Here is a 24,096-nt window from a genome sequence, read left to right as displayed (position 1 = left end):
TTCCTGCCGTTACTGCTTCTTCTTGCCTGAGTCCTCTGTGGACAGCGCGGCGACGAAGGCTTCCTGCGGGACCTCGACCCGGCCGACGGTCTTCATCCGCTTCTTGCCTTCCTTCTGCTTTTCCAGCAGCTTGCGCTTACGCGAGATGTCACCGCCGTAGCACTTCGCGAGCACGTCCTTGCGAATCGCGCGAATGGTCTCGCGGGCGATGATGCGGGCGCCGATGGCGGCCTGGATCGGCACCTCGAAGTTCTGCCGCGGGATCAGCTCGCGAAGCCGGTTCACCATGCGGTTGCCGTAGTTGTAGGCGTCGTCCTTGTGCACGATCGCGGAGAACGCGTCGACGCCCTCGCCCTGAAGCAGGATGTCCACCTTGACCAGGTCCGCCGCCTGCGCGCCAGCCTCTTCATAGTCCAGCGACGCGTAACCGCGCGTCCGTGACTTCAGCGTGTCGAAGAAGTCGAAGATGATCTCGCCCAGCGGCAGGTTGTACCGCAGTTCGACCCGGTCCTCGGACAGGTAGTCCATGCCGAGCAGCGTGCCGCGCTTGTTCTGGCACAGCTCCATGATCGTGCCGATGAACTCCGACGGCGCCAGGATGCTCACCTTGCTGACCGGTTCGAGCACCTTGTCGATCTTGTTACCGGTCGGCCAGTCCGACGGGTTGGTGACGTGGATCTCCTTGCCGTCGTCCAGCACCACGTCGTAGACGACGTTCGGCGCCGTGGAGATCAGATCGAGGCCGAACTCGCGCTCCAGCCGGTCGCGGGTGATCTCCAGGTGCAGCAGGCCCAGGAAGCCGCAGCGGAAGCCGAAGCCGAGCGCCACCGACGTCTCGGGCTCGTAGTCCAGCGCGGCGTCGTTGAGCTGGAGCTTGTCCAGGGCCTCGCGCAGGTCCGGGTAGTCCGAACCGTCCACCGGGTACAGGCCGGAGTAGACCATCGGCTTCGGCTCGCGGTAACCGGCGAGCGGCTCCTTCGCGCCCTGGCGTTCGGAGGTGACGGTGTCACCGACCTTCGACTGCCGGACGTCCTTCACCCCGGTGATGAGGTAACCCACCTCACCGACGCCCAGCCCTTTGCTCGCCTTGGGCTCCGGCGAGATGATCCCGACCTCGAGGAGTTCGTGGGTGGCGCCGGTGGACATCATCTTGATCCGCTCGCGCGGCGTGATCTTGCCGTCGACGACCCTGATGTAGGTCACGACGCCCCGGTAGGTGTCGTACACCGAGTCGAAGATCATCGCCCGTGCCGGGGCGTCGGCGTCACCCTGCGGCGCGGGCACCTGCTTCACCACCGCGTCGAGCAGGTCACCGACACCGACACCGGTCTTGGCGGACACGCGCAGCACGTCCGAGGGCTCGCAGCCGATGATGTGCGCGATCTCGGCGGCGTACTTGTCCGGATCCGCCGACGGCAGGTCGATCTTGTTGAGCACCGGGATGATCTGGAGGTTGTTCTCCAGCGCGAGGTACAGGTTGGCGAGCGTCTGCGCCTCGATCCCCTGCGCGGCGTCGACCAGCAGGACGGCGCCTTCACACGCCTCGAGCGCGCGAGAGACCTCGTAGGTGAAGTCGACGTGGCCCGGGGTGTCGATCATGTGCAGGACGTGGTCCTGCCCGTCGACCTTCCAGGGCAAGCGCACGTTCTGCGCCTTGATGGTGATGCCGCGTTCCCGCTCGATGTCCATTCGATCGAGGTACTGAGCCCGCATGGCCCGTTCCTCGACCACGCCGGTGAGCTGCAGCATCCGGTCGGCCAGGGTCGACTTGCCGTGGTCGATGTGCGCGATGATGCAGAAGTTCCGGATGAGCTCCGGGGGCGTGAAGGTCGTGTCGGCGAACGTCGTCAACGGGTTTCCTCGCGAAGGTCGGGGTGTGCCACCTCTATGGTCCCATGCCGCTCCGGGTGCGAGTGGGGGTCATCCCCGATGCGGCCCGTGATGAGCTGTGGTGCCCTCGAAGTATGAGTACTTCACTCTCCCAGATACTCGACCGGACGTTCGGCCATCCCCGGGGACTGCTCGGCCGGTTCGGCGGCCGGGCGATGGCGCACGGCAACGCCGCCACCGAACTTCGCGTCGTCGAGCTGGCGTCGATCGGGTCCGGCGAAACCGCCCTGGTCGTGGGCCCTGGGCCGGGCATCGGTCTCGAGGCCACGGCCGCGCGCGCGGGCCGCGCGATCGGCGTCGACCCCTCCCAGGAGATGCTCGTCCGCTCGCGCCGCCGCTGCGGCGACGAGGTGGAGCTACGGCACGGCACCGCGGACTCCACAGGCCAGCCGGACGAGAGCGTCGACGTGGTCCTGAGCGTCAACAACGTGCAGTTGTGGAGGGACCGGGCGGCCGGGTTCGCCGAACTGTTCCGCGTCTTGCGGCCCGGCGGGCGGCTGCTGCTGTCGGCGCACGAGAAGTGGCTGCCGGTGTCCCGGCACGAGCTGGCCGACGAAGTGACCGCCGCCGGCTTCACCGACCTGCAGACCTGGACCTGGGAACCGCCGGGCTTCGGTGCCTCGCTCGCCGCTCAGCTGCGCGCGATCAAGCCGCCGGCCTAGCGCGGATCAGTGCGCAACGGGTGCTCACGCGGCACCTCGACCAGCACGATCCTGGTGCCGTCCGGATCGGCGATCCACGCTTCGTCCAGACCCCAGGGTTCACGCCGCGCCCCGCGGACAGGCTCCAAACCCTTCTCCGCGAGTTCCTCGAGCGCCGCGGGCAGATCCCGCACTTGGAGCCACAACGCGACGTCCGGGGTCGGGCCGGTTTTCCCGGTACCGACGATCTCGATCGACCCGTTCCCGGCGAAGAACACCGTCCCGCCGGGGAACTCCTTGTCGATGGCCAGGCCCAGGGTGTCCCGATAGAACGCCGTCGACACGTCGAGGTCCTTCGGGTGGATCAGCACCCTGCTGCTCAGCACGTCCATGGCTCAATCCCTACCGGATGGGTTCAGGCCATCGCAATCGCGGTGATCCCCGCCAGCACCACCACCGACCCGGCCAGCCTGCGGACGGCGTTCGCCTCCCCCAGGACCAGCCAGGCGGCGAGGCCGCCCAGGACGATGCTCAGCTCCCTCGCCGGTGCGACGAGGCTCACCGGAGCGATCTGGAGGGCGTAGAGCACCAGCAGGTAGGCGGCCGGCGAGAGCACACCGACGACGAACACCTCACGCTTGTGTTCGCGCCAGAGCCACGAGATCTCTTCGCGGTCCTTCAGCGCGTACGGCGTCATGAGGAGGCTCTGCACGATCGCGCCGGTTCCGAAGTAGACGATCGGCGGGACCGCGAGGCCCGTGACCGAATGGGCGTCCCAAAGTGTGTAGGCGGCGATCGTGAGCCCGGTCAGCATTCCGTAGACCAGGCCTTTGCGGCGAGCGACACGATCGGCGGCGTCGGCATGCGCCGACGCCCGGCCGGTCCCGATCACCAGCACTCCGGCGACCACGAGGAACGCGCCCACCAGGCCGAGCACCCCCGGCCGCTCGCCGAGCAGTACGACGGCCGCGAGCACCGAGATCAGCGGCCCGGTACCGCGGGCGACGGGATAGACGACGGAAAGGTCGCCGACGGCGTAGCCCCGCTGGAGGACGATCCCGTAGGTGACGTGGAACACCGCCGTGACCACCGCGGCGAGCAGCCAGGTCCACTGTGGACGTTGCGGCTCCACGGCCAGCGAGACGGCCATGACGGGGACGAGCAGGATCGCGGAGAGGCTGTAGTAAGCCCAGACGAACCGGGCTCCGCCACGACGGATCCGCTTGGCCGCGAGGTTCCAGCCCGCGTGGATGACGGCGGCGATGACGACGAAAAACAGGGCGGTGGCGTTCACGACGGACCTTTCACGTTTTCCGCGCACGCGGAAAACACCGGTCCTCCAGGCTTTTGTCCCGTCAGATGAACGGCGGCGCTTCCGGCCCCGCCGATGGTGCCGCTCGGACCTGTCCCATCTGCCCTGATTGTGTGTTTCGCTGAACGGGCAGGCGGCGGAACCCTAGGCACTACGCTCCGCACCGTACCTCAAGCACCCGTCCCGAGGTGGCCGCGAGCCACCCCTGGACGGCTGTTAAGCTTGCCTTTCACCGTCGTGTGGCATTCCGTCATGGAGGAAACCCGCGCGCTCCCACGAGCACGCAGGGCCGGTCACAGCGCGGCGGTGAAACCACCGAGAGATTCAAGAGGAGCGCCCCCGTGGCCAACATCAAGTCGCAGATCAAGCGCATCACCACCAACGAGAAGGCGCGTCAGCGCAACCAGGCGATCCGGTCCTCGGTGAAGACCGCGATCCGCAAGTTCCGCGAGGCCGCCGACGCCGGCGACAAGGCCAAGGCCCTGGAGCTGCAGAAGGACGCGGCCAAGAAGCTGGACAAGGCCGTGACCAAGGGCGTTCTCCACGCCAACCAGGCCGCCAACAAGAAGTCCGCGCTGGCGAAGCGCGCGAACTCTCTCTGATCGGCTTTCGAAGGGCCCCGGCGACGCGCGTCGCCGGGGCCCTTCGCCGTGTTCAGCGGCTTGCGCCGTGGGCGGCGACGACCTCCAGGACGGCGCGCTCCAGCGCGTACTCCGGGTTGGCCGCGACCCCTTTGACCTCGGCGTTGAGCCGGGCGACCACCCGCATCGCGGTGGCGAGCCCGTCCTGGCCCCAGCCGCGGGCCTGCCCCTGGGCCTTGCGCACCTTCCACGGCGGCATCCCCAGCTCACCCGCCATCTGGTTCGGGTTCCCGCGACCGGCACCGGACACCCGCGCGATCGTCCGGACGGCGTCGGCGAGGGCGTCCGCGACCAGCACGTGCGGTACGCCCAGCTGCATCGCCCAGCGCAGCGACTCCAGCGCCGCCGCCTTGTCCCCGGCGACGGCCTTCTCCGCGACGGCGAACCCGTTCACGTCCGCACGGCCCCGGTGGTAGCGCCGGACCGCCTGCTCGTCGACCGTTCCGCCGGCGTCCGCGACCAGCTGGGTCGCCGCCGACGACAGTTCACGCAGATCCGAACCGACCGCGTCGATCAGCGCGAGCACGGCCGCACCGTCGATCTTCCCGCCGACCCGGCGGACCTCGTTGCGGACAAAGGATTCCCGCTCCGCGGGCTTGGTCAGTTTCGGGCACTCGACAACCTCCGCACCGGCCTTCTTCAAGGCAGCGGGAAGCCCCTTCGCGGCCTTGCTCCGGCCGCCTCCGCTGTGCACGACGACAAGCACGATGCCGTCGGCGGGCGCCTTGACGTAGGCCATCACCCCGTCGGCTAGCTCCTGCGAGATGTCGTGCGCGGACTCGAGGACGATCACCCGGCCTTCGGCGAACAGGGAGGGGCTGACCATCTCCGCGAGGGCTGGGACTGTGAGGTCCGACACCCGGATCCGGGTGAGATCCGCCGTCGGGTCGGCCGCCTTGGCCGCGTCCGAGGCGCTGCGGACCGCGCGTTCGATCAGCAGCTCTTCCTCACCGAGAACCAGGACCAGCGGCGATGGGGCGGAAGCTTGCGTCGTCACGGTGACGATCCTGCCACTCCTCCTCTCGTGTGCTTTGTCCGGTGATGTGTTGCGGGCACTGTGGCCCCACCTGAGCCTCATGTCGTACGGTGTTGGCGAGGCGACGCGATCATGCGCGTGCCGACAATCGAATACCGCTCATCCAGAGGGGCAGAGGGAACGGCCCGATGAAGCCCCGGCAACCGGCGTCAGCCTGTCATCCCGCGATCGCGGGATAGCTGACGAACACGGTGCCAATTCCGGCCCGCCATGGCGGGGCAGATGAGGAAAGGAACCTCGCGATGACCGCAACCCTCGGCACGACCTCCACCACCAAGACCCCGGATCTCGGACCGGCCGTCGAACTGGTGTCGAAGGAAGAGGGACACCGGCAGCCGCTCGCTCCCGAATTCGTTTCCGCCGAGGATTTCTCGCCGCTCGAAGTCGCCTACGACTTCGGCCGCGTGCGCCGCGAGGACATCGAAGCCGGACCGAAGAACATTTGGCGCTACAAGAAACTCCTTCCCGTTCCCTCGAATGTCGAAGAGATCCCCAACACCGAACCCGGCGCCACCCGGCTCATCCAGGCCGACAGGCTCGCGAAAGCCTTGGGTGTCAAGAAGGTCTGGGTCAAGGACGACACCGGCAACCCCACCCACTCCTTCAAGGACCGCGTGGTCGCCGTCGCTTTGGCGGCCGCGCGCGAGTTCGGGTTCGATGTGCTCGCCTGTCCCTCGACCGGCAACCTGGCCAACGCCGTCGCCGCCGCGGCGGCCCGTGCCGGCTGGCGGTCGGTCGTGCTGATCCCGAAGACCCTGGAACGCGCCAAGATCCTCACCACCGCCGTGTACGACGGTGACCTGATCGCGGTCGACGGCAACTACGACGACGTGAACCGGCTCGCCACCCAGCTCGCCGCCGAGCAGGAGAGCTGGGCGTTCGTCAACGTGAACGTCCGGCCCTACTACTCGGAAGGCTCCAAGACGCTGGCCTTCGAGGTCGCCGAACAGCTCGGCTGGCGACTTCCCTCCCAGATCGTGGTGCCGATCGCCTCCGGTTCCCAGCTCACCAAGGTGGACAAGGGTTTCCGCGAGTTCGGGCAGCTCGGCCTCGTCGACGAGACGCCGTACAAGGTGTTCGGCGCGCAGGCCACCGGCTGCTCCCCCGTCTCGGCGGCCTTCCGCGCGGGGCACGACGTCGTCCAACCGGTCAAGCCGGACACGATCGCCCGGTCGCTGGCGATCGGGAATCCGGCCGACGGCCCCTACGTCCTCGATGTGGTCAACCGCACCGGTGGCGCGATCGAAGACGTCACCGACGAAGAGGTCGTCGAGGGCATCCGGCTGCTCGCCCGCACCGAAGGCATCTTCACCGAGACCGCCGGCGGCGTCACCGTGGCGACGGCCAAGAAGCTCATCGAGACCGGCAAGCTCAACCCGGACGAGGAGATCGTCCTGCTGATCACCGGTGACGGCCTCAAGACCCTCGACGCCGTCGAGGACAAGATCGGCCCCAAGGCCACCGTCAGCGCCTCGGCCGACGCGGTGCGCGAGGCTCTGGGCATCTGAGTTCCCGTCGGCCCGCCTCAAGTACGAGGCGGGCCGCGGGGCTCACCCCGGCGTACCAGGGCGAGGCCTCGCGCGTCGGCGAGGACCGCGGTGTCGCCGTCCGTGTCCGTCCTGGCGACCGACGCGCCGACGGCGGCCAGATTGTCCAAAGTGGACTTGTTCGGATGCCCGTACGTGTTTCCGGCGCCGACGCTCACCAACGCCGCCCGCGGCGCGACGGCGTTGAGGAAATCCGGTGCCGTGTAACGGCTTCCGTGGTGCGGGACCTTCAGGATATCGGCACGCAGTTCTGCCCCCTCGGCCATCAGGTCGGCCTGCGCGGCGAGCTCGATGTCGCCCGTCAGGAGCACCCGGCCCGCCGGGGTCCCGGCGCGCAGGACGACGGAACCGTTGTTGATCACCGTGCCGTCCTGTTCGCGGACCGATCGACCGGTGACATACCGCGGCCCCAGTACATCCAGTGACAACCCCGGCCAGTCCAGCCGTTGCCCGATCTCCAGCTCCAGCAAGGGAATCCCGCGGCGCGCGGTCTCGTCCGCGACCTGCTGCCACGCCCAGGCGGGAGCCCGGCCGGGGCCGACGGCGACCGCCCCGACCGACCTGCCCTCGAAGACGGATTCGAGGCCGCCGATGTGGTCGGCGTGCAGATGACTCAGCACGATCAGCGGAACCCGGTCGACGCCGAGCCTGCTCAGGCATTCGTCGACCGGCCCCGGTTCCGGCCCGGTGTCGACCAGGACCGCCCGCCCTTGCTCGCCGGTGGCGAGGACGACGGCATCGCCCTGCCCGACGTCGCAGGCGACGGCACTCCACGACGCCGGCGGCCACGCCGGAGCCAGCACTCGCACCGGTACGAAGACGAGCAGCCCGGCGGCCAGCGCGACCGCCAGGAGGATCCTGGCGTGCCGCAGCCGGATGGCGACGAGCAGGACGACAAGCAGTCCGGCCGCCAGAAGCCCGCCCCACCAGCCGTCCGGCCAGTCCAGGACCGCTCCCGGTGCGCGGGCGCCGTGGCGGGCCACGGTGATGAGCCAGCTCGCCTCGGGTTCGGTCAGGCGGACCAGCAGCCTTCCCGCCGACGGCCACCACGGGCCGACGACGCTGGCGAGCACGCCGAACACGGTGGCCGGGGCGACCACCGGCGCGGCGAGCACGTTGGTCACCACCGAGACGAGACTGACCGATCCCGCCATGCCCGCGATGACCGGCGTCGTCACCACGAACGCGGCCAGCGGGATGGTCAGCCCCTCGGCGTAGCCTGCCGGGACACCGCGTCCGACCAGCCATTCCGCCCACCTCGGCGCCAGCAGCACCAGGCCGGCCGTGGCCAGCACCGAAAGCGCGAACCCGAAGTCGGCGGCCATCGCGGGGTCGGCCACTACGAGCCCGGCCACCGCGAACGCCAGCGCGGGCAACGCCGAACCCCGGCGCCCCAGTGCCAGCGCCAGCAGCCCGACCGCCCCCATCACCCCGGCGCGGAGCACGCTGGGCGCGGGCCCGGCGAGGACCACGAACCCGGCGAGCCCCGCGGCGGCCGCGGCGGCGGAGGTCCGCGGCCCGACCCGGAGCACCCTCAGCAGGAGAAGGATCGAGCCGCAGACGATCGCCACGTTTCCACCGCTCACGGCCATCAGGTGGGACATGCCGGAGTCCGTGAACTCGCGTTCGACCCTCGGGGACAGTGTGCTCGTGTCCCCCACGACCAGCCCGGGCACGAGACCGGCCTGCTCCTCCGAGAGGACGGTGCACAGCTCCCGGAGCCCGGCGCGCAGCGATTCCGCGGCTCGCTGCCACCAAGGCGCCGGCCCGAGGGCCGACGGCGGGCCTCGCACCGAAAGGACCGCGACCGTCAGTTCAGCCCCCTTCGACGGCGCGAGCCGCCCTGAGGCGGTGACCTGCTGCCCGGGCAACAGGGCCGTCCACCCCTCGGCGGGAGCGAGCAGGAGGATCCGGCCGGCCGAATCCACCACGCGCTCACCCGTCACCGCGGTGTCCACCGTCGCGGCGATGACCACCAGGCGGGTGCCTGCCCGGCGATCGGCGTATCCGGCACCGCGGACCGGACGTGGCCGCTCGGTGACCACCACCCTCGTGGTGACGTCACTCCCCCGTGCGGCGGCGGCACGGAGGTCGTCGTGCTCGGCGGCCCGGATCCGCAGCGCCACCGGGCCGGCGGTGAGCACGCCGAGGACCGCCAGGGCACCCAGGCCCGCCACCCACCGGGACGCCGTCCGGCGGGCACGGACACCGGCGGCGATCGCGAGCACCACGGCGGCCGCACCGCAGAGCATCGTGATCCACCAGCCGCCCAACAGCCCGGAAAGAGTGCCGAGCCAGGCAGTCATCGCGGCCGGTATCAACCGCAAGTCCTGTCCTCGCCACGACGCGGTGTCCACTTCGGACGGATCGGCGGACGGGTTCATCCGACGGACACCACTTCCCGGAGCTTTCGATATTTGGATTCGCCGATCCCTTCTACGTCACGGAGTTGCTCGACGCTGGTGAACCCGCCGTGCCCGGACCGCCAGTCGACGATGCGTTTCGCCATCACCTCGCCGACCCCGGGCAGGGTGTCGAGTTGCTCGGCCGTGGCCGAGTTCAGGTCGAGCTTCCCCGGCGGTGCCGCCGTTCCGGCCGCGGCCGGAACGGGGACGCCGACGCCCACCTGCTCGCCGTCGGTGAGCCGCCGGGCCAGATTCACTCCGGTCAGATCCGTTCCGGGCTGTGCCCCACCGGCCGCCGTGAGGGCATCGGCGACCCGTGCGCCCGGAGGGACCGTGACCAGGCCGGGTTTGAGGACCCGGCCGACGACGCTGACCACCAGAGGCGCCTTCCCCGCCGCGGCGGGGACGTCTCCGGCGGCCTTCGCCGACGGCAGGGGAGGAGGGGTCTCCGCCCCCGGCCGGTGTCCGAACAAGGCGATCGCGCCGGTCACGATCACGGCCACCGCGATCAGCACGGCCACCACGACGAACCACCGCCGGCTCACCGGGATCCCGTCCGCCGTGAACCGGGTGGGCACCCAGCGGCGTACGAGCCTGCCCGCGGGCGGGCCCTGGGTGGGCGACGACAGCTGCGCTGCCAGCCACGCCAGCCTGGCGTTGACGGAGGGTCCCGATGGACGGGCGGTTTGGTCGAACACGTGACCGACGCTACGGAGCGGGAGCGGCGGGCGGCAGTGGTGAATCCCGAGGCTGTGGACAAGTGGGGTGTTGTGGACAACCAGGGCACGGCCGAGACCGGATCACCGGTTTCCGTCGGGGTCGTATGCGACGCTGGACGGTTTCCTCAGCCCGCTCGCTGGATCACGACGCCGAGCACGCCGGGGCCGGTGTGGGCCCCGATGACGGCGCCGATCTCCGAGACCACGCACCCGTCCGGGCAGTTGATGGATTCCTCGAGCCGGTTGGCCAGTTCGACGGCGCGCTCGGGCGAAGCGAGATGGTGGACGGCGATGTCGGCGAGCCCGCCTTCGGCCGCTTTCACGGCGAGTTCGACCAGCCGCGCCACCGCGCGATTCATCGTCCGCACCTTCTCCAACGGCTGGATCCGGCCGTCGGACATGTGGAGCACCGGTTTCACCGCGAGCGCCGTGCCGAGCAGGGCGGCCGCCGGACCGATCCGCCCGCCGCGACGCAGGTATTCGAGGGTTTCGACGGCGAACAGGGTCTCCGAGCGGCCCACCGCGTCGACCGCGGCGGCCTCCACCTCGGCGGGGTCGGCCCCGTCCGCGGCGGCACTCGCCGCGCACAGGGCGGCGAAGCCGAGTCCCATCGCGGTGCTGCGCGAATCGACCACGCGCACCTTGTCCGGCCCGACCTCCTGGGCCGCGAGCACCGCGGCCTCCCAGGTCCCGGACAACTCCCTGGACAGATGCACCGACACGACGGCGTCCGCACCCTCGGCCAGCGCCGCCCGGAACTCCTTGACGAATTCGGTGGGCGTCGGCCGGGACGTCGTCACCAGGCTGCGTTTGCCGAGTGCCTCGGCCAGAGCGGCGGGGCCCATTTCGACGCCGTCGAGGAAAACGACACCGTCCACGAGGACGTGCAGCGGGACCACCCGGATCCCGTTCCGTTCGGCGAAGCCTTCCGGCAGGTGGGCGGTGGAATCCGTGACTACGGCGACCGACACGGCAGTCAGCCTACGTTGCCGCGGAGCGGAGCACCGGGGCCATCAGGCGGGCCATTTCCGCGCCGACGGCGGCATGTCCCTCCCACCCCCAGTGCATCCCGTCCGGATTGCCCCGCCCGCTCAGCACGTGGTCGCCGACGACGGCTCCGAGATCCAGCAGCGGGACGTCCGCGCGCCGGCCCCAGTCGGCGATGGCCGCGGCGGCACCGGCGCGGGCGGTGTGGACGCGGCCGTACGAGTCGGATCGATGCACGGAGGGCAGCATGCCGAAGACCGGCAGCTCCGGTCGCAGCGTGCGCAAAGCTCCGACAGCGGTGTCGAGATACTGGACGGTGAGCTTCGACGGCAGGACCACCGGACGTCCTCGGAGGGCGATCGCGAGCCGCGGCTGAGCGGCCAGATACGCCTTGCGTACCACGCGCCGCAGCGGGTCGGGCCGAAGGTAGCGGAGGCCGGTGCGAAGGTAGGTGGGAAGCGGCGAGGGCAGGGTGTCCATGCTCCCGACGGCCAGTACGACGGCGTCGGCGTGATGGAGATCGGCCCAGACACGCGGATCACCGATCAACGACCACCAGGCGTCACGGGCGGTCCAGCCGAACCCGGCGACGAGGTCCACGCCACCGCCCCCGAGCGCGTCGGCGGCGATATTCGGCCACAGGCGCGCGTCGTCGGCGGCGAGCGGGCCGTCGGGGCCGTGGAAACTGAGGGAATCGCCGAACACCAGCAGGCGCGGGGCCATGGGATCAGCCGGTGATGCCCGCGTTGTAGGCGGCCAGCCGCCAGTTGCCGTCGCGTCTGGTCAGCTCGACCCAGTGACAGTTCGCGATCCCGCCCAGCGACGGCCAGGAGGCGACCGGCAGGCCGAGCAGTTTCGCGGTCAGCGCGATGATCAGGCCGCCGTGCGTGGCCAGCAGTACCGCGTCGCCCGCGCCGGAATTGGGCTGGTCCAGGTCCGCGACGACCTCCAACGCCCGTTCGGCGACGTCGACCCGCGACTCACCACCGGGCGGCGCCCAGGTCGCGTCGACGCGCCAGCGTGCGCGTTCCCCGGGGTACGTCTCGTCGACCTGCTGGCCGGTGAAGCCCTGCCATTCACCCAGATGGGTTTCCCGGAGACGCTTGTCGATCCGCAGCGGGACGCCGATGGCCTCCGTGAGCACGGTGGCCGTGTCGGTGGCGCGGCGCAGATCCGAGGCGATCACCAGATCCGGAGAGAACCGGGCGAGCGCGGGCACGGCGAACCTGGCCTGGTTCCAGCCGACCGGGGTCAACGCGGAGTCCAGATGCCCCTGCATCCGGCCCGCCGCGTTGTAGTCGGTCTCGCCGTGGCGCCAGAGCACCAGCCGCCGCGGGCTCACGAGGCGCCTTGCGCGTCGGCGGGGTCCTCCTCGGCGGGTGTCTCCAGACCGGCGACCTCGATCCGCGGGCAGTCCTTCCAGAGCCGCTCGAGACCGTAGAAGGAGCGTTCCTCCTGGTGCTGGACGTGGATGACGACGTCGACGTAGTCCAGCAGGACCCAGCGGCCCTCACGGGCGCCCTCACGGCGGACGGGCTTGTGCCCGCCGAGCCGGAGCTGCTCCTCGACGTTGTCGACGATGGCGCCGACCTGGCGCTCGTTGGGCGCGGAGGCGATGACGAAGGCGTCGGTGATCACCAGCTGGTCGGACACGTCCAGCACGACCACGTCGCTCGCCTTCTTGTCCGCCGCCGCATGGGCGGCCGCTACGGCCAGCTCTCGTGCCTCGGACGTGGCTGTCACAGTTCTCCTCAAACAGATGGTTTTACTCGCGGGTGCGCCCGACGAGGGTACCCGGTGGGGAACCCCGGTCTTTGCGATAGAGGTCCTTTTTGGCGATGTAGCGCACCACACCGTCGGGGACGAGGTACCAGACGGGCTCCCCGCCTTCGACGCGCTCGCGGCACGCGGTGGACGAGATCGCCATCGCGGTCACCTCGACCAGGCTCACCTTCCCGCTCGGCAGATGCTGCGAATTGAGGCGGTAGCCGGGCCTGGTGACGCCGATGAAATGCGCCAGGTCGAACAGCTCGTCGGCGTTGCGCCAGGTGAGGATCTGTTCGAGCGCGTCCGCGCCGGTGATGAAGAACAGCTGGTCGTCCGGGTATTCGGCACGCAGGTCGCGCAGGGTGTCGACGGTGTAGGTCTGCCCGACGCGGTCGATGTCGACGCGGCTGACCGAGAACACGGGGTTGGACGCCGTCGCGATCACCGTCATCAGATAGCGGTCCTCGGCGCGGGTGACCACCCTGTCGGACTTCTGCCACGGCTGGCCGGTGGGCACGAAGATGACTTCGTCGAGCGCGAACCGCGCCTGGACCTCACTGGCCGCGACGAGGTGCCCGTGGTGAATGGGGTCGAACGTGCCGCCCATGACCCCGATCCTGCGTGGTGACATGGGTCGTGAGCCTATACAGCGCTCGAGGCTCCACGCTCGGGTCGCCGGACCCACCGACCGGTGGTGATCTGGATCACATTACAGTCCGTTCCATGGATGAACGGTCCGTTTCGAAGCCAAGTTGGGCGCGAAGCGCCTCCGTTGAGGGTGGCGGCGGGGCATGGATGGACATGCCGATCGCGACTTCGTCGGTGGCATGGGGTAGAGGTGGGGACGTGGACACATCGACTCTCCGGGATCGCGCCGAGACCCTCCTCCAGTCGTTGGCGGGCGAGGGCGCCCGCCTGCGTGACGACCAGTGGACCGCCATCGAGGCGCTGGTCGCGCACCGCCGTCGCGCGCTTGTCGTGCAGCGCACCGGCTGGGGGAAGTCCGCGGTGTACTTCCTGGCCACCGCGTTGCTGCGGGAGCGCGGCAACGGCCCGACGGTGATCATCTCGCCGTTGCTCGCGCTGATGCGCAACCAGATCTCCGCGGCGGCGAGGGCGGGTATCCACGCGGCGACGATGAACTCCGCGAACCCGCAGGAGTGGGATCAGGTCCAGGCGGCGATCGCGGCAGGCGAGGTCGACGTCCTCCTGGTCAGCCCGGAGCGGCTCAACAACCCGGACTTCCGCGACACCGTCCTGCCGAAGCTGACCGCGACCGCCGGCCTGCTCGTGGTCGACGAGGCGCACTGCATCTCGGATTGGGGCCACGACTTCCGTCCGGACTACCGGCGGCTGCGGACACTGCTGAAGGACCTGCCCGAAGGTGTCCCGGTGCTCGCCACCACCGCGACCGCGAACGACCGCGTGGCGACCGACGTCGCCGAGCAGCTCGGCATCGGCAACGGGGGCGACACCCTCGTCCTGCGCGGCAGCTTGGACCGCGAAAGCCTGCATCTGTCGGTGGCCAAGCTGCCGACGTCGCAGGCCCGGCTCGCCTGGCTGGCCGAGCACCTGGCGGAGTTGCCGGGCTCCGGCATCATCTACACGCTCACCGTCGCCGCCGCGCACGACGTCGCGGGATTGCTGACCGAGCGCGGCTACCCGGTCGCCGCCTACACCGGGAAGACCGATCCGGCGGACCGGCAGGCAGCCGAAGACGATCTGCTGAACAACAACGTCAAGGCCTTGGTGGCCACTTCGGCACTGGGCATGGGGTTCGACAAGCCGGACCTGGGCTTCGTGGTCCATCTCGGCGCCCCGTCCTCGCCGATCGCGTACTACCAGCAGGTCGGCCGTGCCGGGCGTGGCGTCGACCGCGCCGAAGTGATCCTGCTGCCTGGCCACGAGGACAAGGACATCTGGGCGTACTTCGGTTCGCTGGCGTTTCCGGACGAACTCCGGGTGACCCAGGTGCTGAACGCGCTGGCGTACGCGGACCGTCCACTGTCGACACCGGCACTCGAACCGTTCGTGGAGCTCTCCCGTTCCCGGCTGGAGATGGTCCTGAAGGTGCTGGACGTCGACGGCGCCGTCCGCCGGGTGAAAGGCGGCTGGGAAGGCACCGGCGAAGACTGGCGCTACGACAAGGAACGCTACGCGCGAGTAAGCGCGGCGCGGACCAACGAGCAGAACGCCATGCTGGCGTACCTGGAGACCACCGGCTGCCGGATGGAGTTCCTCCGGAAGCAGCTCGACGATCCCGAAGCGACACCCTGCGGGCGCTGTGACAACTGCACCGGAAAGCATTGGGACACCACGATTTCCGACGACGTCGTCGACGCCACCCGGCAACGGCTGCGCCGTCCCGGGGTCGAGGTCGCGCCGCGGAAGATGTGGCCGACCGGGATGGCCGGGCTGGACGTTCCGCTTTCCGGGCGGCTGCCTGCGGGCGAGCAGACCGAAACCGGCCAGGTCGTCGGCCGGGTGACCGACGTAGGCTGGGGCACGCGGCTGCGCGAACTCGTCGGCCCGGCCGCGGTGGACACCGAACTCCCCGACCCGGTCTTCCAAGCCTGTATCGAAGTGCTCAAGGGCTGGCAGTGGCCGGAGCGCCCGGTGGCAGTGGTGGAAGTGCCTTCCGCCACGCGACCTGAGCTGGTCCACAGCCTGGCGACGAAGCTGGCCTCGATCGGACGCCTGGAGTACCTGGGCGCCGTCGCCTCGGCGGGGCCGCCCCCGCGTCAGGCGAACAGCGCGCAACGGCTGGCCGATCTGTGGAAACGCCTCAGCCTCCCCGAGGACCTGTCGGTGCGAGTGGCCGCGACCGACGGCCCGATCCTGCTGGTCGACGACCTCATCGACACCGGATGGACGATGACGCTGTCCGCGCGCCTGCTCCGCCAGGCCGGAGCCCGTGCGGTGCTGCCGTTCGCTCTCGCCAGCACCTCGTAACCGAAGAGCCCCGATCCCGACATTCGACAGGTTCTTCCCCGCGCGGGGACTTTCTGGCAAGGTTCCGTCCACGCGCGAGTACGGAGGTGCCGATGGCGGACTCAACGACGGAGCGGCTGGGGCATCGGCTCCCGGTGAAGAAGTTGTTCGCCGCCAGTGTCGGCAACGCGCTGGAATGGTTCGACTGGACCATCTACGCGACCTTCAGCATCTACTTCGCCAGTGAGTTCTTCCCGAAGGGCAACGAAGCCCTGGCGTTGATCAACACCTTCGCCACCTACGCGTTGGCGTTCTTCTTCCGCCCGCTCGGCGGGATGTTGCTCGGCCGGTTCGCCGACGTCAGGGGCCGGAAGCCGGCGATGATCCTGACCATCGTGCTGATGGCGGGCGGCTCGGTGGCCATCGGTCTCCTGCCGACGTTCGACCAGGTCGGCTGGCTGGCCCCGATCCTGTTGCTGCTGGCCAGGGTGGCGCAAGGACTGTCGCTCGGCGGTGAGGTCTCCAACGCTTCGGCCTACCTCGGTGAGATCGCGCCGCCCGCCCGCCGCGGCCGGTACTCCGCCTTCTTCTACATCTCGACCGGTTCCGCCGTCCTGCTCGCCTCGATCCTCGGATTCGTGCTCGCGCGGACGATGTCCAAGGCGGACCTGACCGCGTACGGCTGGCGGATCCCGTTCCTGCTCGGCGGTGTTCTCGGCATCATCGGCCTGTGGCTCCGGCGCAGCCTCGCCGAGACCGAGATCTTCGAGGAGAAGAAGTCGACCGCGCGCCGGGTCGAGCGTCCGCTGCGCACCACCCTCCGCGAGCACCCGCGGGCCGTCGTGCAGCTCGTGGGCTTCTCGATGCTGTCGACCCTTTGCTACTACACGTTCTTCAGCGCCCTGACTTCCTTCGCGGTCAAGACCCGCAAGGCCGACGACGTCGACGTGTTCCTCGCGTTGTCGATCGCGACGGCTTTGTTCGTCGCGCTTCAATACCCGATGGGCGCCTTGTCGGATCGCTTCGGCCGCAAGCCACAGCTACTCGTCTGGGCGGCGGCGACCGCGATCCTCATCGTCCCGCTGTCCACTTTGGTCAGGCCGGGGCTGCCGGGCCTGCTGGTCGTGTTCTGCGTCGGGCTCTGCCTGTACACGGCGATGACGTCGATCGCGCCCGCGATCATGAGCGAGCTGTTCCCCACCGAACTGCGCGGTCTTGGCATCGGCGCCTGGTACAACCTGACCGTCGCGTTGTTCGGCGGGACCGCTCCCCTGGTGCTCACCGCGCTGTCCGACGCGGGGTTGTCCACGCTGTTCTTCTGGTACGTGGCCGCCGGAGCGGTGATCGCGTTCTTCGTCATTCGCACCTTGCCGGAGACCAAGGGCAGCGACCTGCGCTGAAAACTCCGTCGCCGATGACGTGACGAGGTGGCTACCCTCGCGCTCCTACGACGAGCGCGAAGGAGGGACACCGTGTTGTTCGGCGATGTAAGCGAGGAATTGGCGCGACGCGTGGTGGATGCCCTTCGTCACGTCACCGACATCGAACCTCCGTCCGCACTGGTGCGGGTCTCCGCGCGGGACGGGATCGACTATCAGTGCGATCTCGCGATGAGCTTGGGCAAGCGACTCGGCAAGCCACCGAGGGAGATCGCCGCCGACATCGTGTCGCGGCTCGACGTCGCCGACCTCGCCGAACCACCCGAGGTCGCGGGGCCGGGCTTCCTGAACTTCACGCTGCGCTCGTCCTGGCTGGCGGAGCGGACGACCGCGCTCAACGGTGACCCACGGCTGGGCGTCGCGGTGACGCCGCGTCCACGGCGGATCGCCATCGACTACAGCAGTCCGAACGTGGCGAAGGAAATGCACGCCGGACACCTCCGGTCGACCGTCATCGGTGACGCGATCACGCGGCTGGCGCGGTTCGCCGGGCATGAGGTCATCCCGCACAACCACCTCGGCGACTGGGGTACGCCGTTCGGCATGCTGATCGAGCATCTGCTCGACGAGCGCCCGTCTGGTCCTTACACGATCGGCGATCTCAACGGCTTTTACCGGGCCGCCCGGACGAAGTTCGAAAACGACGACGACTTCGCGGCCCGGTCTCGGAATCGTGTAGTGCTCCTGCAAAGCGGTGACGATGAGACTTTGTCGCTGTGGCGGCGTCTGGTCGACGAGTCGACACGGCATTTCACTCAGGTCTACGAACTCCTCGGCATCGACCTGACCGATGAGGACATCTACGGCGAGAGCTTCTACAACCCGTTTCTCGCCGCCGTCGTGGACGACCTGACCGCCGCCGGGCTGACCGAGATCAGCGATGGCGCGGTCTGCGTCTTTCCCGACGGTTTCCGTAACCGGGAAGGCGATCCGCTGCCGCTCATCGTGCGGAAGCGGGACGGTGGATACGGCTACGCGGCCACCGATCTCGCGACCTTGCGGTACTGGACGGAACAACGTGGGGTGACCGACCTGCTCTACGTCGTCGGAGCGCCGCAAGCGCAGCACTTCGCGATGGTGTTCGCCGTGTGCCGGGCCGCCGGCTGGCTCCGTGACGACCATCGGGCCGAGCACATCGGGTTCGGTTCGGTGCTCGGTGAAGACGGGCGTGCCATGAAGACCCGGGCGGGCGAGTCGGTCCGTCTTTCCGACCTGCTCACCGAGGCGGTCTCCCACGCCGCCGAAGTGATCGATGGCCGGGGCGACCTCTCCCCCGGCGTGCGGGAAGAGGTCGCCGAGGCGATCGGGATCGGCGCGCTCAAGTACGCCGATCTTTCCGGCGATCGCGAGCGTGACTACGTCTTCTCCTGGGACCGGATGCTCTCCCATGACGGAAACACGTCGGTCTACCTGCAGTACGCCAACGCACGGATCCGTTCCGTGCTGGCGAAGGCGGGCCAGGACCTCACCGGCGCGCGGATCCTGCTCGGCCATCCCGCGGAACGAGCGCTGGCACTCGCGCTGGCCCGCTTTCCCGAGGCGGTCGGCGCGGCGACCGCCGGGCATCTCCCCCACAAGCTGTGCACCTACCTGTACGAAACCGCGGTCGTTTTCTCGCGGTTCTACGTACAGTGCCCGGTACTGGACGCGGAAGGTCCCGGCGTCCGCGACTCGCGTCTACTGCTGGCCGAGCTCACTTCGAAGACGCTGACACTGGGTTTGTCCCTGCTCGGCATCTCGACCCCTGCCCGGCTATGAGTCGCCGTGGTCGCTGAAGACCTTGCGCTTCAACGGAGGGGCCGCCTGGAAGAAGCGGAACATTCCTCGCGCCATCGTGCGGCCCGCCCGGTTCTCCGACACGAACTGGCGGGCGCTGCGTTCCGAGTCGCGCACCGCCGCGAAACCGTAGTCCCGCATCCGCTGCTCGTAGTCGGCGACCGCGGAGCGCACCGCGCCGGTCTTCCGTGCTTCGACGAGGTTGCGGCACAACAGCTGCGCGTCCCGGAGGGCGGTGTTCGCCCCGATGCCGCGGAACGGGGTCATGCTGTGGATCGCGTCGCCGATCAGGGTGACGTTGCTCGTCGGCCAGGGAGCGACGGGTTTCGAAGTGAAGATCGGCAGCCGGGACACCGACCCCTCGGGCGAGCCGGCGACCAGCTCCTTGAACGCGGGGGCCCAGTCGTCGATCAGGTCCAGCACCAGGGACCGCAGAGCGGACCCGGACAATGACGACAGGCCGTCCGGATAGCGTCGGCGGTCCGCGGCGAACGCCCACATGACGTAACTCGAGGTGTTGTCGAACAGGACGGGGTCGTACTCGGCAGTCTCGTCGTCGACAGACAGGGCGCCGCTCAGCTCGTGCGGCGCGCTGAACAGCCCCGCGTCAGCGAGATCGCCGTGAAAGCGGGCGTGAACAAGCAGCTGATCTCGTACTACTTCGGCGGCAAGGAAGGGCTGTACAACGCGCTGACCGCGACGATGTACGACGACTACGTCGCGGCCGCCGACCACGAGAAACCGTTCGCGGAGGTCGTCCGGTTCTTCGCCCAGTCGGGAGTCCGGGATCACGACCTCGCCAAGCTGTTCCTCTGGGAGAACCTGACCGACGGCGCCCCCGACGCGGTCGGCGTCGAGGGCCAGCGCGGGTTCCTCCAGCGGCAGGTGGAGTACGTACGGGCCCGGCAGGCCGCGGGCGACTTCCCTGCCGACCTCGACCCCGGCTTCCTGCTGGTGATCTTCATGGCCGCGTCCAGTGCCGCGCTGGCGCTGCCTCGCGTCGTACGCGCGGTCTCCGGGCAGGACCCCGCGTCGGCCGAGTTCGCCGAGGCCTACGGCGAACAGCTGGCGCGCCTCGTCGGCCACCTCGCCGATCAGGGGAAGCGGTAGCAAAGGTCCCCCGCTGTCGCTTGAACCTTTCGGGCCCCCGCCGGACTAGAGAGGGCACGAAGAAGAGGGGGTGGCCGGTGGGACAAGCGAGAGACGCCGACTTCAGCGAGTACTTCGCGGCCCGCGTGCAGCGGTTCCGGCGGCTGGCGTTCGGCATGTGCGGCGACTGGCACGGCGCCGAGGACCTGGTGCAGGCCACGTTCGTCCAGTTGTACCGGCGATGGCGGCGGGTGCGACCGGACACCGTCGACGCCTACGCGCGCCGGATCCTGCTCAACCTCTTCCTCGGCCGGAAGCGAAAACACGGCCGGGAACTGGTGACCTCGACGCCTCCGGACCGGGCCGCCCCCTCGGGCTACGACAGCCACGATCGGATCGATCTCGAGCGGGTGCTCAGCGGCCTGACGCCGCGCCAGCGCGCGATGGTCGTTCTCCGCTTCCTCGAGGACCTCTCGGTCGCCGAAGTGGCTTCGCTGCTCGGTGTCGCCGAAGGCACGGTAAAGAGCCAGACCGCCCGTGGGATCGAAGCACTGCGCGCCGTCCTGCCCTCCCCGACGAGCAAGGAGTAGTCATGGAAGACCAGGACGTCCGCTCCGCGCTGAAGGAGTACGTGACCGAGGCCGAGCCGCCCGTCGGGCTCACCGGCGACGGCGTGCTCGCCGCGGGCCGCCGGTCACGACGGCGCCGTCTGACGACAGTGGTCGCGTCAGTCGCCTTGGCCGCGGCGGGATTTCCGGCTGGAACCGCGATCATCGCGCTTCCCGACCGGAACGAGCCGGCCGCGGCTTCACCCTGCGGCGCGAAGTCGACTGAGGAAACGACCGAAGCGGCGAAGGCCCGGCTTTCCTGCGTGCTCGAAGCGACGGTCCGGGCCCGGGTCACTCTCGGCTCGGACACCCCGTTCGACCTGAAGGCCATCCCGATCGGCAAGGGGAACGGCTACCGCCTGGTGTATCCGGTTCGCGACGGCTCGCTGTCCGTGACCGTGCTGCCCAACAACGGAACGCTGCTCTCCACGGGGGTGGCCTGTCGCAGACTGGATCCAGTCCCGGCCACCTGCTCGGCGAGCCTGATCGACGGCGGGACCCTGATCGAGACGACGACCGGAGAGAAGGACGGTCACCTCTCCTACGGGGCGGCCTATCAAACCGAGACGGCGATCGTGGAGGTCTCCACCGACGGCGGCGACAACGCGCGGCCGCCGCTGAGCGAGGCGCAGGTTCGCGAAATCGCCCTGACCCCGGGCCTGGTGCCCTAACGGCGCAGCGGGACGAGGTCGTCCGCGTGGACGACCTCACGGCGCTGTTCCGCGGGGAGGTCGTGGCTGGAGCGGCCGATGAGGTCGGGCAGTTCGCCCGCGTCGAAGGCCACGACCCCGCGCGCCACGGTCCGCTGTCGAAGATCGACCAGGTCGACGACGTCGCCGGCTTGGAAGTCCCCGTCGACGCCGGTGATCCCGGCGGCCAGCAACGAGCGGCGGCGGCGGACGACGGCCGCGACCGCGCCGTCGTCGAGGTGCAGTTTCCCGGACGCGCCCGCGGCGTAGCCCAGCCAGAACCGGCGGGCCGACAGCCGGGAGTCCGCGGCGGCGAAAGCCGTGCCGACCTCGGCGGTGGTCAGGGCGCGCGCTGCCTCGGAAGCGGCGGCGAGCAGGACTGGGATTCCAGCGCCGGCGGCGGTACGAGCGGCTGCGAGCTTCGAGACCATGCCGCCGGTGCCGAGCCCGGAGCTCGACATGCCGACGGTGATTCCGTCCACATCGGACTCCCCTGCGACCTCGGCGATCTTGCGGGTCGCTCCGTCACGGGGATCCCCGTCGTACAGACCGTCCACATCGGACAGCAGGACGAGCGCGTCGGCGCCGATCAGGTGAGCCACCAGCGCGGCCAGCCGGTCGTTGTCGCCGAAGCGGATCTCTTCGGTGGCCACGGTGTCGTTCTCGTTGACCACGGGAACCGCGCCGAGGGCCAGCAGCCGGGTGAACGTGTTCTGCGCGTTGCGGTAGTGCGCACGGCGAACAACGTCGTCCGAAGTCAGCAGAACCTGGCCCACGGTCAGGGAAAAGCGGCCGAACGACTCGGCGTAGGCGTGCGCCAGCGCGAGCTGGCCGACACTGGCCGCGGCCTGCTGGGTGGCGAGGTCACGCGGCCGTTTGCCGAGCGAGAGCGGCGCGAGTCCCGCGCCGATCGCGCCCGAGGACACCAGCACGATCTGCGTGCCGCGGGAGACCCGGTCGGCGATCGCGTCCACCAGAGCGTCCAGCCTGGTCACGTCGAGACCGTCGCCGGCGGTGGTCAGCGCTGAGGAACCGACCTTGACGACCACCCGCTTCGCGTCGGCGATCGCCACCCGGGTTGAGCTCACTCGTCGTCCATCTCGTCTTCGTCTTCGATGCCGTCCGGACCGTCACGACGGATCCGGCGTGCTTCCTTGCGCTCGGCGGCACCGATCCGGCTGGTGTTCTCCAGCCGCACGTCCGTACCCCGGCCCGACAGGTGCACCGCGACCCCGGCCGGGGTCGACGGCTCCCACTCGAACTGGACGTCGCCGATGGTGACGGGGCTGCCGGGTACGGCGCCCTTGCGTGCCAGCACTTCCTCGACACCCAGCCGGTTGAGCCGGTCCGCGAGGTACCCCACGGCTTCGTCGTTGCCGAAGTTGGTCTGCCGGATCCACCGTTCCGGTCGGGAGCCGCGGATGATGAACGCGCCTTCCTCCTCCGGGTCGAGCTCGACGGTGAAGCCGGCGTCGTCGACGGCCATCGGCCGGAGCACGACCTTCGCCGGCTCGGGGGCGGGCTGGTCGGCGCGGTACTTCTCGACGACGGCGGCGAGCGCGTAGGTCAGTTCCTTCAGGCCCTGCCGCGACGCAGTGGAGATCTCGAACACGCTGAGCCCGCGGGCTTCCAGTTCCGGGCGCACGAACTCGGCGAGTTCGGCGGCGTCCGGGATGTCGATCTTGTTCAGCACCACTACACGCGGCCGGTCGGCGAGGTCGCCGCCGAGGCTCGGGGTATAGCGGGCGAGCTCCTCTTCGAGGGCGTCGATGTCGGACAGCGGGTCGCGCCCAGGCTCGAAGGTCGCACAGTCGACGACGTGCACCAGCACCGCGCAGCGTTCGATGTGGCGCAGGAAGTCGAGGCCGAGGCCCTTGCCCTCGCTCGCGCCGGGGATCAGCCCAGGGACGTCGGCCATGGTGAACACGGTCGAGCCGGCGGTGATCACGCCGAGGTTCGGCACCAGCGTGGTGAACGGGTAGTCGGCGATCTTCGGCTTGGCGGCCGACAGCACCGAGATCAGCGACGACTTGCCCGCGGACGGGAAGCCGAGGAGACCGACGTCGGCGACGGAGCGCAGCTCCAGAACGAGGTCGCGGGACTCTCCCGGCTCGCCCAGCAGCGCGAATCCGGGTGCCCGGCGGGCCTTGGAAGCCAGCGCGGCGTTGCCGAGACCGCCACGGCCGCCCTGCGCGGCGACGAAGGTGGTGCCGGGGCCGACCAGGTCGGCCAGGATCTCGCCGTCCTCGGTCATCACGACGGTGCCGGAAGGGACGCGCATCTCCAGCGTCTCCCCCGCCGCACCGGCGCGGTTGCCGCCCTGGCCCAGCTTGCCGTTGCCGGCTCGGGCGTGCGGGCGGAAATGGAAGTCGAGCAGCGTGTGGACGTTCGGGTCGACGACCAGCAGCACGTCGCCGCCGTTGCCGCCGTTGCCGCCGTCCGGGCCGCCGAGGGGCTTGAACTTCTCGCGGTGCACCGAGGCGCAGCCGTTCCCACCGTCGCCGGCGGCCAGATGGATCACCGCTCGGTCCACGAACCGGGACGCCATGACTTGCCTCTATTCACTCTCGAGAAAAAGGGGGATACATAAAACAAACGAGGGGTGGGCCCGGATATTCC

At 69.6% G+C, this 24,096-nt stretch carries 23 protein-coding genes and 1 riboswitch; of the genes, 9 read left to right on the top strand and 14 right to left on the bottom strand.

What is annotated here, in order from left to right:
• Positions 1-9 precede the first annotated feature (9 nt).
• On the bottom strand, positions 10-1,851 hold the full coding sequence (gene lepA, locus AC069I_RS25695) for a translation elongation factor 4 (protein WP_034316306.1): 1,842 nt from the start codon (positions 1,849-1,851) through the stop codon (positions 10-12).
• Between the two features lie 113 nt (positions 1,852-1,964).
• On the opposite strand from lepA, the gene AC069I_RS25690 reads away from it, so the two are divergent.
• Positions 1,965-2,552: a class I SAM-dependent methyltransferase gene (locus AC069I_RS25690; RefSeq protein WP_478232153.1), complete on the top strand. Its 588-nt coding sequence runs from the start codon at positions 1,965-1,967 to the stop codon at positions 2,550-2,552.
• On the opposite strand, the gene AC069I_RS25685 is transcribed toward AC069I_RS25690, so the two are convergent.
• Positions 2,549-2,923 carry a VOC family protein gene (locus AC069I_RS25685; protein WP_007034800.1) on the bottom strand — a complete coding sequence of 125 codons (375 nt, stop codon included), beginning with the start codon at positions 2,921-2,923 and terminating at the stop codon, positions 2,549-2,551. The two genes, AC069I_RS25690 and AC069I_RS25685, sit on opposite strands and share 4 nt — an antisense overlap.
• 23 nt (positions 2,924-2,946) lie before the next feature.
• Positions 2,947-3,825 carry an EamA family transporter gene (locus AC069I_RS25680; protein ID WP_478227677.1) on the bottom strand — a complete coding sequence of 293 codons (879 nt, stop codon included), beginning with the start codon at positions 3,823-3,825 and terminating at the stop codon, positions 2,947-2,949.
• A gap of 359 nt (positions 3,826-4,184) precedes the next feature.
• Here AC069I_RS25680 and rpsT point away from each other — a divergent pair, with 359 nt between their 5' ends.
• Positions 4,185-4,445 carry a 30S ribosomal protein S20 gene (gene rpsT, locus AC069I_RS25675; RefSeq protein WP_007034798.1) on the top strand — a complete coding sequence of 87 codons (261 nt, stop codon included), beginning with the start codon at positions 4,185-4,187 and terminating at the stop codon, positions 4,443-4,445.
• A gap of 52 nt (positions 4,446-4,497) precedes the next feature.
• Here the strand turns inward: rpsT and holA are convergent, their stop codons facing one another.
• Positions 4,498-5,481, bottom strand: a complete 984-nt coding sequence (holA, locus tag AC069I_RS25670) for a DNA polymerase III subunit delta (protein WP_478227676.1) — start codon at positions 5,479-5,481, stop codon at positions 4,498-4,500.
• Between the two features lie 135 nt (positions 5,482-5,616).
• Positions 5,617-5,749: riboswitch (SAM riboswitch) on the top strand.
• A gap of 13 nt (positions 5,750-5,762) precedes the next feature.
• On the opposite strand from holA, the gene thrC reads away from it, so the two are divergent.
• Positions 5,763-7,028 (top strand): threonine synthase, encoded by a 1,266-nt coding sequence (gene thrC / locus AC069I_RS25665; protein WP_005158594.1) that lies wholly within the window; start codon positions 5,763-5,765, stop codon positions 7,026-7,028.
• Positions 7,029-7,045: 17 nt separating this feature from the next.
• Here thrC and AC069I_RS25660 read toward each other — a convergent pair whose 3' ends face one another.
• From AC069I_RS25660 to nadD, 7 genes are all read right to left on the bottom strand, one after another.
• Complete coding sequence (locus AC069I_RS25660) at positions 7,046-9,451, bottom strand: ComEC/Rec2 family competence protein (RefSeq protein WP_478266552.1); 2,406 nt, start codon at positions 9,449-9,451, stop codon at positions 7,046-7,048.
• Entirely contained in the window at positions 9,448-10,170 is a 723-nt protein-coding gene (locus AC069I_RS25655; protein ID WP_478227674.1) for a ComEA family DNA-binding protein, read from the bottom strand. Before AC069I_RS25655 ends, AC069I_RS25660 begins: the two co-directional genes overlap by 4 nt.
• 146 nt (positions 10,171-10,316) lie before the next feature.
• The gene (locus AC069I_RS25650; RefSeq protein ID WP_478227673.1) at positions 10,317-11,162 is read right to left on the bottom strand and encodes a DegV family protein; all 846 of its coding nucleotides are present in this window, start codon (positions 11,160-11,162) and stop codon (positions 10,317-10,319) included.
• 10 nt (positions 11,163-11,172) lie between these two features.
• Positions 11,173-11,901 (bottom strand): diglucosylglycerate octanoyltransferase, encoded by a 729-nt coding sequence (octT, locus tag AC069I_RS25645; protein ID WP_478227672.1) that lies wholly within the window; start codon positions 11,899-11,901, stop codon positions 11,173-11,175.
• A gap of 4 nt (positions 11,902-11,905) precedes the next feature.
• Entirely contained in the window at positions 11,906-12,520 is a 615-nt protein-coding gene (locus AC069I_RS25640; RefSeq protein WP_340685488.1) for a histidine phosphatase family protein, read from the bottom strand.
• Positions 12,517-12,921, bottom strand: coding sequence for a ribosome silencing factor (gene rsfS, locus AC069I_RS25635; RefSeq protein WP_016332398.1), 405 nt, complete (start codon positions 12,919-12,921; stop codon positions 12,517-12,519). Before rsfS ends, AC069I_RS25640 begins: the two co-directional genes overlap by 4 nt.
• Before the next feature lie 22 nt (positions 12,922-12,943).
• Positions 12,944-13,576, bottom strand: a complete 633-nt coding sequence (gene nadD, locus AC069I_RS25630) for a nicotinate-nucleotide adenylyltransferase (protein WP_478227671.1) — start codon at positions 13,574-13,576, stop codon at positions 12,944-12,946.
• 215 nt (positions 13,577-13,791) lie between these two features.
• On the opposite strand from nadD, the gene AC069I_RS25625 reads away from it, so the two are divergent.
• From AC069I_RS25625 to argS, 3 genes are all read left to right on the top strand, one after another.
• Positions 13,792-15,897 (top strand): RecQ family ATP-dependent DNA helicase, encoded by a 2,106-nt coding sequence (locus AC069I_RS25625; protein WP_478266551.1) that lies wholly within the window; start codon positions 13,792-13,794, stop codon positions 15,895-15,897.
• Between the two features lie 92 nt (positions 15,898-15,989).
• Positions 15,990-17,276: an MFS transporter gene (locus tag AC069I_RS25620; RefSeq protein WP_478232157.1), complete on the top strand. Its 1,287-nt coding sequence runs from the start codon at positions 15,990-15,992 to the stop codon at positions 17,274-17,276.
• Between the two features lie 72 nt (positions 17,277-17,348).
• Positions 17,349-19,073 carry an arginine--tRNA ligase gene (gene argS / locus AC069I_RS25615; RefSeq protein ID WP_478266550.1) on the top strand — a complete coding sequence of 575 codons (1,725 nt, stop codon included), beginning with the start codon at positions 17,349-17,351 and terminating at the stop codon, positions 19,071-19,073.
• Here the strand turns inward: argS and AC069I_RS25610 are convergent.
• Entirely contained in the window at positions 19,068-19,592 is a 525-nt protein-coding gene (locus AC069I_RS25610) for an FAD-dependent oxidoreductase (RefSeq protein WP_478266549.1), read from the bottom strand. The genes argS and AC069I_RS25610 overlap by 6 nt on opposite strands.
• Before the next feature lie 81 nt (positions 19,593-19,673).
• Here AC069I_RS25610 and AC069I_RS25605 point away from each other — a divergent pair, with 81 nt between their 5' ends.
• The 3 genes from AC069I_RS25605 (at position 19,674) to AC069I_RS25595 (ending at position 21,459) form a co-directional block, all read left to right on the top strand.
• The gene (locus tag AC069I_RS25605) at positions 19,674-20,201 is read left to right on the top strand and encodes a TetR/AcrR family transcriptional regulator (protein ID WP_478227666.1); all 528 of its coding nucleotides are present in this window, start codon (positions 19,674-19,676) and stop codon (positions 20,199-20,201) included.
• A gap of 77 nt (positions 20,202-20,278) precedes the next feature.
• Entirely contained in the window at positions 20,279-20,770 is a 492-nt protein-coding gene (locus tag AC069I_RS25600; RefSeq protein WP_478227665.1) for a SigE family RNA polymerase sigma factor, read from the top strand.
• 2 nt (positions 20,771-20,772) lie between these two features.
• Complete coding sequence (locus tag AC069I_RS25595) at positions 20,773-21,459, top strand: hypothetical protein (protein ID WP_478232162.1); 687 nt, start codon at positions 20,773-20,775, stop codon at positions 21,457-21,459.
• Here the strand turns inward: AC069I_RS25595 and proB are convergent.
• Positions 21,456-22,565 (bottom strand): glutamate 5-kinase, encoded by a 1,110-nt coding sequence (proB, locus tag AC069I_RS25590; RefSeq protein WP_043847979.1) that lies wholly within the window; start codon positions 22,563-22,565, stop codon positions 21,456-21,458. The two genes, AC069I_RS25595 and proB, sit on opposite strands and share 4 nt — an antisense overlap.
• Positions 22,562-24,025 carry a GTPase ObgE gene (obgE, locus tag AC069I_RS25585; protein WP_340685497.1) on the bottom strand — a complete coding sequence of 488 codons (1,464 nt, stop codon included), beginning with the start codon at positions 24,023-24,025 and terminating at the stop codon, positions 22,562-22,564. Before obgE ends, proB begins: the two co-directional genes overlap by 4 nt.
• Between the last annotated feature and the right edge of the window lie 71 nt (positions 24,026-24,096).

The sequence above is a fragment of the Amycolatopsis sp. NPDC043885 genome (assembly GCF_056435685.1).
This window is presented reverse-complemented; position numbering and strand designations above follow the sequence as displayed.

Coding starts and splice junctions, on each gene's coding strand:
- octT (WP_478227672.1), bottom strand. CDS start 11,901: ATGGCCCCGCGCCTGCTGGTGTTCGGCGATTCCCTCAGTTTCCACGGC.
- thrC (WP_005158594.1), top strand. CDS start 5,763: ATGACCGCAACCCTCGGCACGACCTCCACCACCAAGACCCCGGATCTC.
- AC069I_RS25595 (WP_478232162.1), top strand. CDS start 20,773: ATGGAAGACCAGGACGTCCGCTCCGCGCTGAAGGAGTACGTGACCGAG.
- obgE (WP_340685497.1), bottom strand. CDS start 24,025: ATGGCGTCCCGGTTCGTGGACCGAGCGGTGATCCATCTGGCCGCCGGC.
- nadD (WP_478227671.1), bottom strand. CDS start 13,576: ATGTCACCACGCAGGATCGGGGTCATGGGCGGCACGTTCGACCCCATT.
- AC069I_RS25610 (WP_478266549.1), bottom strand. CDS start 19,592: ATGTGGGCGTTCGCCGCGGACCGCCGACGCTATCCGGACGGCCTGTCG.
- AC069I_RS25660 (WP_478266552.1), bottom strand. CDS start 9,451: ATGAACCCGTCCGCCGATCCGTCCGAAGTGGACACCGCGTCGTGGCGA.
- AC069I_RS25620 (WP_478232157.1), top strand. CDS start 15,990: ATGGCGGACTCAACGACGGAGCGGCTGGGGCATCGGCTCCCGGTGAAG.
- AC069I_RS25685 (WP_007034800.1), bottom strand. CDS start 2,923: ATGGACGTGCTGAGCAGCAGGGTGCTGATCCACCCGAAGGACCTCGAC.
- AC069I_RS25690 (WP_478232153.1), top strand. CDS start 1,965: ATGAGTACTTCACTCTCCCAGATACTCGACCGGACGTTCGGCCATCCC.